This window comes from Photobacterium makurazakiensis (genome assembly GCF_050336715.1).
Classification (GTDB): domain Bacteria; phylum Pseudomonadota; class Gammaproteobacteria; order Enterobacterales; family Vibrionaceae; genus Photobacterium; species Photobacterium makurazakiensis.
On record NZ_JAKJSJ010000015.1, the window covers coordinates 53,159 to 64,968 of the forward strand.

Sequence of the window (11,810 nt, forward strand, 5' to 3'; positions counted from 1 at the left end):
AAACATTTAAACACTGTGTAATGTTAGCCAATAACGATTGGTTTATTAGGGGAGCATGACTTTGGGACAATAAAAAACTCGCCAAGCGGCGAGTTTTATTATTGGTACTCATATCATTAGTGTGTGAGTACTTATTTGCTTTGTCGTTAGCGAGTTTTTATTCAGGGTTGTCTTGCCAAGAACGCTCTTTACGCTCCATTCGCATGCCATTCATAGCCCCACAAAAGCTGGCAAAAAGTAACCCTAAAACCCAGATCAAATACCACATGTTGATTTCCCCTAGTACAAACTTGTTTTGTTTTTTTCAATATATTGTTCATCTAAGCGGCCAAACATCTTGCGGTAACACCATAAGGTGTAAGCAATAATGATTGGTACCATGACCAGTGATATCACTGTAACGATACCCAATGTTTTCTCACTCGATGTGGCATCCCATATGGTGAGGCTTTGAGAGGGATCGAGGCTTGATGGAATAATAAATGGGAATAAGGCTATGCCTGCTGTAAGTATGACACTAGCAACCGTCAGGCTAGACATCAGAAATGCAGTGCCGTCTTTTTTCCCCCTTGTTGCAATCGCTGAAATGCTTGGGGCTATCACAGCTACTGCTGGAATAAGCCACAGTACTGGGAATTGGCCAAAGTTTTTAAATAAGCCGTGTGCAATGATGCTGACCTCTTTATTGAGAGGATTAGCTGCTGCATCGGTGATGATAGGGCTGGTAATCATATAGCCATCTAAGTTGTAAGCCCATATGCCAGCAATAAAAAATAACGTAGACGTGGCGAATGCAGATAATTGACTAAACGAGCTAGCTCGTTGATGCAATGTACCTGTGGTTTTCATTTGAAGCCATGTAGCACCTTGAGTCAAAATCATACAAAGGCTGACTAAGCCGCAAAGTAATGCAAACGGGTTTAATAATTCAAAGAAGCTACCCTTATAAGTTGTTATGAGAAGTTCATTCAACTCAAAAGGAACGCCTTGTAATAGATTGCCGAACGCTACGCCAAAAATAACGGTAGGGATTAAACCGCCGATACATAAAGCCTTGTCACAAGTCGCACGCCAAGTTGGACTATCAATTTTAGAACGGTAATCAAAGCCAAGAGGGCGTAGCCAGAGTGCTGCTAATGCCAATATCATTGCAAAGTAGAACCCTGAAAAAGATACAGCATAGACTAATGGCCAGACCGCAAAAATAGCCCCCCCAGCAGTAACTAACCAAACCTGGTTACCATCCCAGTGAGGTGCGACTGTATTAATCATGATTCGGCGGTCATTTTCACTTTTTCCCAGAATAGGGAGTAGGGCGCTGACGCCCATATCAAAACCATCGGTGATGGCAAATCCGATAAGCAAAAGCCCAATAATAGCCCAGGCAATACATCGAAGTGTTTCATAGTCGAACATAACATCCCGCCTTATTGGTTAACTGCAGTGGTTAGAGACTTTGATTCAGGCGTTGTCTCGAAATGGTAACGGCCAGTTTTGATGGCACTTGGCCCTAAACGGGCAAAGCGGATCATTAGGAATGTTTCAATGACGAAGAACAGCGAGTACAAGACGTATACCATCGCTATCGATACCATGATTTGGCTAGGCTCAAGCTGAGATGCTGCCATGTTAACCGGTAGAATCTCACCAACAGCCCAAGGCTGGCGGCCATATTCAGCAACTATCCAACCAGCTTCACTTGCAATCCACGGTAGTGGAATGGAAATCAGTGCCAGTTTGAGTAGCCAAGGTTGCTTGGTGAGATCACGGCGACAGCTATACCAAAAGGCTGTAACAAATAGGAATACCATGAGCATGCCGCAGGCAACCATGATCCTAAAGCTCCAGAATAGAGGGGCAACTTGTGGAATGGTGTCTTTGGTTGCTTGTTGGATTTGTTCCTCAGTAGCATCGACGACAGTATCGGTGTAAGACTTTAATAGTAAGCCGTAACCTAAGTCTTTTTTGACGGCATCAAAAGCCTGAATGTTCTCCGGTGTTTTGTCACCATTTCGCAGCTTTTCAAGCAGTCCATAGGCAATCATACCGTTACGGATCCTTGCCTCACTAAGTTTCATTAGATCATTAATACCCAGCACTTCCTCGTCGAGTGAGCGGGTGGCAATGATGCCCATCAGGTAAGGGATCTTAATCGCGTAGTCGGTTTCCATGGTTTCTTGGTTCGGAAAACCAAACAGGGTGAAGGATGCTGGTGCTTCTTCGGTATGCCACTCAGCTTCGATAGCCGCGAGTTTAGTTTGTTGTACATCGCCAAGTTCATAGCCAGACTCGTCACCAAGCATCAGTGTGGAAAGTATAGCGGCCAGACCAAATGCAGAGGCAACAGCAAATGAGCGACGAGCAAAAGTGATATCTCGGCCTTTTAATAGGTAATAGGCACTGATGCCCATGACAAAAATGGCACCAGTGGTATAACCGGCAGAGACAGTATGCAAAAACTTCACTTGAGTGACGGGATTGAAGATGACGGCTGAAAAGTCGACCATTTCCATACGCATGGTTTCAAAGTTGAACTCTGCGCCAACAGGATTTTGCATCCAACCATTGGCCATCAAAATCCATAACCCTGAGAAGTTTGAGCCTAACGCAGTTAGCCAAGTAATCGCTAAGTGCTGGCGCTTTGATAAGCGATCCCAGCCAAAGAAGAAAAGGCCAACAAGTGTTGATTCCAAGAAAAAGGCAACAAGGGCTTCAATCGCGAGCGGAGCACCGAAAATATCCCCAACGTAATGCGAATAATATGACCAATTAGTCCCGAATTGGAACTCCATTGTCAGGCCTGTAGCGACACCAATGGCAAAGTTAATACCAAATAGTTTCCCCCAAAACTTGGTCATGTCTTTGTATATTTGCTGATCAGTAATGACGTACAGTGTTTCCATTACTGCGAGCAGAACAACTAACCCTATGGTTAAGGGTACGAATATAAAGTGAAACAGTGCCGTACTGGCAAACTGTAATCGTGATAGTTCAGCTACTTCTGTGAGCATGATTTCCTCCCCGTCAGGCTGATTGACGGAATATTGCTTTATTATTGTGGGTTTGCTCTATGTGTTGAGCGACAGATAGAACGGAGGAATGGTAATGCTGCGATCACGTTAAGGGTAGTCAAACATATATAATCATAAGTTAAGTTAATTTTAACTAGTGATGCTTCATACACCTACAAAACCCAATCCGTCTCACAACTTTATCTACATCAAGCTACTGTGAAACCGTACTTTGGTACACTTTGAAAAGATTTTTTTAATAGTAAACCTGTGTGAAAGTTGCGATGTTGAATCATGATGAGCTAGTGCTAACGCCACTTAAAAATATCCCTTTAATACTTTCAGGTTCATCTGGAGCTGTGGCGAACTGCACCTTGCTAGTAAAGCCGCTAGAGCAATTAAGCCATGAAGTACGTAGCTTCGAACAGGAGTATCACCAAGTCAGGCAATTGGCGTTGGAGTGTCAGCTAGAATCATCGGTTAAGCACCAGACCCCAGGCGAAAACGATGTAGTTTTAGAGCTATACCTTCAAGGCCGTTTAGCCGGTGTTGCGACATTTAGCCGCTATCTTGATGATCCAAAACGATTAGCCAGCCACTCTGACTTATTCTACGAGGTTGTGCTACATACCATCTATGTCAGTGAGTCATTTCGTGAGCAAGGCTTAGCGACATATTTAGCGTTAACCATTGTTGATATTGCCCGTTTGGATTGCGAGCGCCTTCATCGCTGTTTAGCCGCAAAAAATAAAAGCCTGAAGTTGTGGTTTTCAGCGTTGGCTATTTCTGAAGGTGGTGAGGCGATCTGTGATTTTTTGAGCGAAACGTTTGTCGAGATGAGTGATGACTTGATTGATGAGTTACAAGACGATGGCATTGACGTGAAATATCATGAGCCGATGATCTTTGTTGAAAGCTTGCAGTAACTTTTCTATATTTCACCTCTCATAACGTTATTACTCGCTTTGTCAGCAATATGATACAGCTCATATTTTGTCAAAAATATCATCACTTTATTATCATATTTTTTATATCGTTCTAAAATTCTATACATAGATGCCAGGTTAATTATGGTTGAACTATGGATGGAATAAACCGTGACTGAGAATGTAGCAAAAGGCATCATTGAGCCTGATAATATTGATGGGGAAGCGCGTGATAAGGGGCTGCTTGGTCAGGAAGGTAAGCAAGCGTTCACCGATAAGCTAATGGTTGTCATGACAGGGGTCATGCTTACTATTACTGGGCTTGCGTTACCGCTTTCTATGCTGATGCTCTACGATAGAGTCGTCCCTAACCAAACCCGGTCAACACTATATTCAATCTTTATGATTCTGGTAGTTGTCGGCTTATTAGAGCTTCTGATCAAAACGCTGCAAAAGAAAATCATTAATTACGCAGCCGTAAATTTTGAAATGAAGATGCATGAGAGAATGTTCAGTGCCATTCTCAATGCAAATTTATCGCAATATTTTAAGCGGGAGCAAGGTGCTTATTTAGAGTCCGTTAGGGATGTCGGTGAATTAAAAGAGTTCTACTCTGGTCAGTCATTGGTTGCTCATATTAATGCTTTCTCTGCCTGTATTACGGCAATCATTATTGGTTTGATGGAGCCACTCGCCTTGGTTGTCCCTATTATTGTCATTATTTGCTTGGCAGTAATGAATCGTATTTCCGATAAAAAGACACAGAAGGTTCTACAGCAGTCGCGTGAACTTGAATCGAATGCAAACTCCAGACTAATCGAGGTCATCCGTTCGGTCGATACGCTGAAAGGCTATGCGATGGAATCAAGGATTGAAAATTGGCTCAGGCCGTTATTTAAKCAGCGTGAACTGCTTAACTTCAACCATACTCTGCAAGTTGGCGAACAGGATAATCGTACACAATATATTTCAGGGTTAGCCGTTATTGTTCAGGTCGTAGTTTGTGCAGGTTTGGTAATTCAAGGGGAATTATCACAAGGTGCAATGGCCGCGATTGTTATGCTAATGAATCGCTTTAGTGGCCCGTTACAGCAATCCTTCTCTTATTGGTCTCGCTATAAACAGCACAAAATCTATAAACATGAAATAGAGCAGGTACTTAGTCTTGATAGTGGCGAGACAGATCGCACTCATACGTTAGCTGACAATTTTGAATTAACGGTTACGCAGGTCAGTGGGGCTGATGACTTACGTCAGTATCAATTAACCCCAGGTATGCTGGTCTGTGTCACGGGCAGTAACGGTTCAGGGAAAACCCGCTGGCTAACACGTTTAGCGGGACATGACTTTGCAAACACCAGCGAAGTTATGATCGCTGGGCGAGCTTTACAGCAATATGACGAAAGTGACTGGAACCGAAGGGTAACCTATATTGACCAAGACACCGATTTCATTACAGCATCGATTATCGATAATTTAACGTGCTTTAGACCTCACCTAAATTCGTTAGCTTTAGCTATATGCGATGCGTTTAAAATTCGAGATGAAATTAATTTATTATCAAAGGGCTTTTATACGCAAGTCACTAATGGATTGAAAAACACGGTCCCGAATAAAATCGCTCAAAGCTTGTTAATTGTTCAGGCCATTGTAAATGGTAGTCATGTGGTGTTACTTGATAACGTTGATTGGATATCCGATGAAGATTACATACGGTCTCTAGACCAAGTAATTAGAACCTTTTCCTCTCGACACATTTTTGTGGTGTCAACGCATAACCCAATCATTATTAATAATGCTGATCTTGTTATCAGCGTTGAGGGCTAGTCGATGCAGGGTTTTGTCAATATAGCCGATGTTAGCCAGCGACTGAAAACATTCAACCACAGTTGGATAGGGCAGGTTAATGAAAAGAATCCACTCGTATCAACAATGTCTACTTGGTTGGTGGCAATTGGTTGGGAAGGCACAGCAGAAAAGCTAGCCGATTTTATCATTTTAGAAGAAGAGAGTAACTTTGCGAATATCGAAAAAACATTTAGCCGATTAGGCTATAAAACATCACAAGAAACAATCAACCTTAAACATTACCAGAATATGACGGTGCCTTTTTATATTGAAGGCAACGGTGTTGAAGGGCTCGTGGTTGAATATAGTGAAGGTAACGCCGTTATTTGGGACCCTTATTCAGGGCAGTTAGAAAATTTTTCAATTCCTGAATACACAGTTGATATTATCTTCATTGATGATTACTCGCGTTATTATAAAGAGCCACCTCCACAAACAGCGGATAAAAGCAATTGGCTTAAGCATGCTTTTCTTCGCTATAAAACAGAGATAAACCTTTTATTGTTACTGAGTTTTTTCATTAACCTTATGGGGTTAGTAACTCCGCTTTATATCATGAGTATTTATAATTTGGCTCTGACCAGTGGCAGTTTAAGTACTTTAGGGTGGATAGCGGTTGGTGCATCGGTCGCTTGTACATTTGAGTTTGCGTTAAAAAACATTCGATTACGTATACTTGCCTCTTCTGGACGTGAGCTGGCAGAAACGATTTCTTATGAGGTGTTTTGTAAGCTGATTTGGCTGCCGTATCGACTGATAAAAAATGCGGGAGTAACCAACCAAATTGCCCGCGTTAAAGATATTGACCAATTTCGTAAGTTGGTCACAAGTACAGGTACGTTGGCGTACCTTGATTTACCTTTCATCGTTATCTTCATTGGTGCTTTGGTCGTGTTAGCTGGTTCTGCTGCTTTAGTAACACTGGGTGGTATTGTGTTATTTATTGGCTTTGGATTTTATGCGCGTTTCCAATACCAATCACAGATGATGAAGTCATCGAGAGCGAATAGTAATAAGCAAAGTAGTTGGTTTGAAATACTCAGCAACCTGCGGGGAATAAAATCATTGCCCCTAGCTCAAATATTGAAGGTCAGGTTTGATATAGCTAATGGGCAGTCAGCAAAAGACAGTTATCGACTAGCAGGGTTGCAAGGATTTATTGGTGACTTCGGCGCATTTTTGACGCAATTTATTGGTGTTCTAAGCATTGTCGTAACGGTTGAAGGTGTTTTAGCTCAAGAAATTGAGCCGGGTGTGATGATTGCCATGGTGATGCTGGTCTGGAAAGCGCTTGGTCCACTTCAAGCTATCTATAACACCATTATTCGAATGAAGCAGTTATCCATATCAGGGCATCAAGTTAATCGCTTAATGGGTTTAGATGATGAGCGAGCATCACTGAGCAATACACTGCCTATTGAACAACTGGATGGCAACGTTGAATTATTGAATATTAACTACCGTTATGCAGGAACAAGTACAGGGCTGTCCCAAATAAATGCCAACTTTTACAAGGGTGACATTGTAACAATTGTTGGCCCCAGCGGTTCGGGGAAATCAACGTTATTGCGCATTATCGCGGGTCTGTATGATAACTATCAGGGCAAAGTGGTGGTGGATAGCTATAACCTTCAGCAATTTCCATCGTATGTTTACCGTAATGCGATAACGTATATTCCACAAGATACATGGTTATATAACTGCACAGTACGTCAAAACTTCATGCTAGCTGTTAGTAATGTTGATGATCACACCATGGAAAGTGCGTTAAATAGCTTTGGATTAGATAAATGGTTACCTCATGGTATTGAAACTGTTCTCGATAAACTATTTCTTGATGCTTTGCCTAGCGGCATAAAAGTGAGATTAAAATTATCAATGGCATTTTGTAAACGCAGTGGGTTAGTGATTTTAGATGAGCCAGGCTTGGGATTAGATGTCGAGTCAAGTTATCAATTTAGAGCCAAATTAAAAGAGTTGAGCCGTGGTGCCACAGTTGTCGTTGCGACGCGTAATACCGAATATCTAAGGTTGTCGGATAAAGCATTGTTATTGGATGAAATGGGCAATCAAAAATATTTCGGAGCCTCCGATAAGGTCATAACAAGCTTGGCTAAACAAATAAAATAGCTATGTGAAAGGGAATAAATATGGCTGAAGAACCTGTTGAGCAGAGAAAAAATCAACTTGAAGTAAAAGATGAACGCGCCGAACTGGTCGGGCGAATTGATGCTATTAGTAAAGAGACGAGTCGCCATACAAATAGCGCTGTACATGTGCTTGAAGGTAAAATGTTAGCGGGGCGAAAGGCTACGCATACCGTTGTTGTGACGATTTTTTTCTTTTTTTTATTGGCGATTGCCTGGTCTTATTTTGCTAAGCTGGAGGAAGTGTCCACCGCGCGGGGAGAACTTGTTCCTGTTGCTGCGCTTGAGCGGTTACAGCATCTTGAAGGCGGTATGATTGAACATTACTCCGTTCAAAAAGGGGATGTCGTTCAAAAAGGCGATATCATTGCCAAACTTAAGGATAAAAGTCGGACTTCTCAAGACGCTATATCTAAAAATCAATTATTAAGCCATTTATTTGCGCGGGAACGTTTATTAGCGCTATTTAACGGTGTGCCTGTTCAATTTGATAATGTAAGCAATGATAGTAGCTTAAACTATCGTGCATTAAGGTTGGTGCATGACCAAATGTATCGCTCTGAATTAGCATTAATTACAGCTGAAGATAGGTTGTTATCTGGGCAGGTTGAGAGTAAAGAAAAGCTGATCAAAAGTATGAATCAACGCCTTGTCTCATCAAGAAAACAACTGGGGTTGATTAAAGAGCAAGTGCAAATGCGACAGACACTTTATGATCAGCAAACCTCGTCGTATTTAGAGTTGGTAAATAGCCAGATTCAAGAAATGAATATGATACGGGAAATAGAAAACCTGCAAGAGTCGATCATGACAACGGAAGATGCGTTAGTTGATTTGAATAACCAATGGTTACAAACAGTCTCTTCCAGAAATGCAAAATATAGTGCTGAGTTGAAACTTGAAGAAGACCAAATACAAGAATTAAGCCAAACACGGCATGTCGATATTGATAAAACCGAACGGCTTGTTATTCGTTCGCCAGTTTATGGCATCATTCATGATCTCCCTTTGAAACATGAGTCAGCCATACTAGAGCCTGGTGGAATACTTGCCGAGATCATCCCTCTTGAAGAAGGGTTAAAAGCGGAAGTTAAAATTAACCCGAAAGATATTGGCTTTGTCCAAGTCGGTCAGCCTGTTGCGTTGAAGTTTGATACTTATGATTTTACAAAATTTGGTGCATTGAAGGGTATTCTAACCAATATCAGTGCCAGTAGTTTTAAAGAAGATGATGAAATTTATTATAAAGGTGATGTTAAATTATCATCGAATGTCCTTTCTTCAACAGGGAGTCAATTTCCAGTTAAACCGGGAATGGAGATGAATGCGGATATCAGCACTGGTGAAAAGCGTGTGATTGAATATGTTGTTAAACCCGTGGTGTTTGGCTTAAAAGAAGCATTTAGGGAGCGGTAAATGTTTAGTGTGTTATTTAAATGGAATTATAAGCGCTTACTTCTTGCTGTAGGTACGGTTGGAGCAGCTATAGCCTGTTTTGCAATTGTTCTAATATGGGCATCGTATCGCCATGGCCTTGCTCAAAAAGAGCATGTCATTGAGTTAGTTAATGCTGACTACCACAATGAAACTTTACCTATTAGCTTGGTTGATGATAATCAACTATCAGCACAAGGTAGTTATATTCTGGCTATGCGACAAACATTGCTTGGACTTTCCAGTTCGCAAGAAGGGGAGCTAGAGGTACTTATCACGAGTATGATTAACCAATTGGATGGCTTGTGGTTAGTTGAGTCTGCGACTGAGTACGTTAATCGTGATGCCGATACTCTAGAAAGTTCATTGGTTGAACTAAAAGGGCAGATAGAAAATCTATTACAGGTAAACCAACGATTGCATGAAGAGAATAAGCTACAGCTTGGTTTTTCAATGGATATACCGTTAAAAGCTGTACTTCAAACCCTTGAGGCACATCAGAAAGGGACAAGTCGTCAACCGGAAGCTTTAAGGGGGCTTTTACGCTCTTCGAATGAGTTGGAAGAGCAATTAAGTAAGTCAAAACAACACTTTATTGTTCAATATGAGCAACAATTAAGTCAAGAAAAGCAAATGGCGATAATACTGACTACTTTGGTGTTAGTCATATCAACAATCTTGTTTTTTTTATTGATGATGCAATGGAAGTTGCGTCAAAAAGAAAAGGTACAACTACAATATTTAAGCAACTTGTTAGAAGCACATAGCCACATCGAAAAGGATAACAATACGAGTGATATTGATCAGCTTGCATCGCTAATTAAGCTGGTGATGAAAGCTAACTCACATAAGATTGAGCTTTTAAATGAAACTGAAATTGAGAATGATAAATTACAATCATTAGCTTCATTTTTGGGTTATGAAATACATGCATTAACCAGTATTGTTGCTGGGGGACTGTCCATCAATGATGATGTCGATAATGACAGTAAAAATGTATTTAGCTCTGAAATAAACATTGCCCTTGAGTCACTTGAACAACTTTCTGATAACTTCATTTCTGTCTTTTCTCATAATAAGCAATCATTAGATGAGAAAATCATTATCAGGGATCAAATTAAACGTGTTGTCGTACTACTGAATGCGAAATGCCGCGCTCTAAATAAAGAAATTGATTTCTATGTTACTCCTGCCGTACCCGAATCAACATTAGGCAATAACTATCGCTTTTATTGGTGTTTGTATAACGTGCTTGTGCGCTTGGTTGAGCAAGTCGGCCCTCGTAAATTCACTCTTATTGTTGACTGTGATAGTACAGCACTCGATAAGGTAAAGCTGTCCGTGACGTTATTGCCTGTAAAAGATGAATTGACGGCGTTAGACACCCTGCGTCATCAATTCCACCATGATACTGAACAAGGTACTGGTAAATTCGATGATAGTTTCTACTCTAAGCTCGTTAGTAATTTCTTTACGGGTGGTGTTGTTTTCAAACCTTTACACGATGAATCTATTGCTGCAGAAATTTCATTCGAGCTGGTTGCGACAGCCAGATTAGAAGCCCTCTCAACAGAACCTACAGCAAATGTAATTGTGTGTGGAGAACCCTGCCTTGAGCGCGAAATACTCTTGCTCAAACTACAGGATACAGGTCTGAATTATGAGGTTGTAAGCTCGTTGCACCAATTAATGAAGCGTATTGCAAATGGTGTTGGGTATAGCTGTGTCGTTCTAATGGATGGATTCAAAGGGGTCAACATGACCACAATGCTAAAAGGCGTGACTGGTCGAACCCAAGGTAAAACCGTTTTTGTTTCAAGACGAAACGAGTTATCTGAAGAGCTTAGTGAAAGGCTAACTGCGGTATGGCATTACCCAATTTATCATGATGATATTGCTGCACTGTCAGAATTTATTCGTTCTCAAGGCGCATCAGAAATATCTGCTAAACCAGCAGGAACGAAAGAAGAACGCTTTGTTGAGAAGCAACTTCTTGTTGTTGATGATGACCCCTCTCAGCAGTTTATTCTATCAAGAATGCTTAAACGCATTGGCGCGAATGTGAAAGTCGTTAATAGCGGAGAGAGTGCGATTGATGAGTGGCAGGATAATAATTATGACATTATTTTTATGGATTGCTTAATGCCAGGAATGTCGGGTATAGAGGCAACACAATCAATTCGTGACAAAGAGCGCACGATGCAACAAACAGGACAGTTAAGCCGTAAGGTTGTGATCATTGGTAATACAGCATTAACCACCCAAGAAGAAATTAATGAATGCCTAAATTCCGGCATGGATAATGTGCTACTCAAACCATATAAATATGAAACTATTTTTAATATGATTAGCCGCTACGCCTGATTTGTAACTATCTGATAATTAGAATATCCCTTGAATCCGCTCTGCTAAATGTATGGCGGATTTTTTGTATGTTTAATTTC

8 protein-coding genes are annotated in these 11,810 nt (G+C 41.1%); 5 read left to right on the top strand and 3 right to left on the bottom strand.

What is annotated here, in order from left to right:
* Positions 1 to 157 precede the first annotated feature (157 nt).
* From L4D09_RS07480 to L4D09_RS07490, 3 genes are read right to left on the bottom strand one after another with little or no spacing between them, the layout of a single operon-like run.
* Positions 158 to 268 carry a CydX/CbdX family cytochrome bd oxidase small subunit gene (locus tag L4D09_RS07480; protein WP_428456866.1) on the bottom strand — a complete coding sequence of 37 codons (111 nt, stop codon included), beginning with the start codon at positions 266 to 268 and terminating at the stop codon, positions 158 to 160.
* 11 nt (positions 269 to 279) lie between these two features.
* Entirely contained in the window at positions 280 to 1,416 is a 1,137-nt protein-coding gene (gene cydB, locus L4D09_RS07485; protein ID WP_428456867.1) for a cytochrome d ubiquinol oxidase subunit II, read from the bottom strand.
* An 11-nt stretch (positions 1,417 to 1,427) separates the two neighbouring features.
* Positions 1,428 to 3,011 (bottom strand): cytochrome ubiquinol oxidase subunit I, encoded by a 1,584-nt coding sequence (locus tag L4D09_RS07490; RefSeq protein ID WP_428456868.1) that lies wholly within the window; start codon positions 3,009 to 3,011, stop codon positions 1,428 to 1,430.
* A gap of 272 nt (positions 3,012 to 3,283) precedes the next feature.
* Between L4D09_RS07490 and L4D09_RS07495 the strand changes: the two genes are divergently transcribed.
* From L4D09_RS07495 to L4D09_RS07515, 5 genes are all read left to right on the top strand, one after another.
* Positions 3,284 to 3,937 carry a GNAT family N-acetyltransferase gene (locus L4D09_RS07495; protein ID WP_428456869.1) on the top strand — a complete coding sequence of 218 codons (654 nt, stop codon included), beginning with the start codon at positions 3,284 to 3,286 and terminating at the stop codon, positions 3,935 to 3,937.
* A 171-nt stretch (positions 3,938 to 4,108) separates the two neighbouring features.
* On the top strand, positions 4,109 to 5,764 hold the full coding sequence (locus tag L4D09_RS07500) for an ABC transporter transmembrane domain-containing protein (RefSeq protein WP_428456870.1): 1,656 nt from the start codon (positions 4,109 to 4,111) through the stop codon (positions 5,762 to 5,764).
* 3 nt (positions 5,765 to 5,767) lie between these two features.
* Complete coding sequence (locus L4D09_RS07505) at positions 5,768 to 7,915, top strand: peptidase domain-containing ABC transporter (protein WP_428456871.1); 2,148 nt, start codon at positions 5,768 to 5,770, stop codon at positions 7,913 to 7,915.
* 20 nt (positions 7,916 to 7,935) lie between these two features.
* Positions 7,936 to 9,348 carry an HlyD family type I secretion periplasmic adaptor subunit gene (locus L4D09_RS07510; protein WP_428456872.1) on the top strand — a complete coding sequence of 471 codons (1,413 nt, stop codon included), beginning with the start codon at positions 7,936 to 7,938 and terminating at the stop codon, positions 9,346 to 9,348.
* On the top strand, positions 9,349 to 11,730 hold the full coding sequence (locus L4D09_RS07515; RefSeq protein WP_428456873.1) for a response regulator: 2,382 nt from the start codon (positions 9,349 to 9,351) through the stop codon (positions 11,728 to 11,730). It begins immediately after the preceding gene.
* Positions 11,731 to 11,810: the final 80 nt, after the last annotated feature.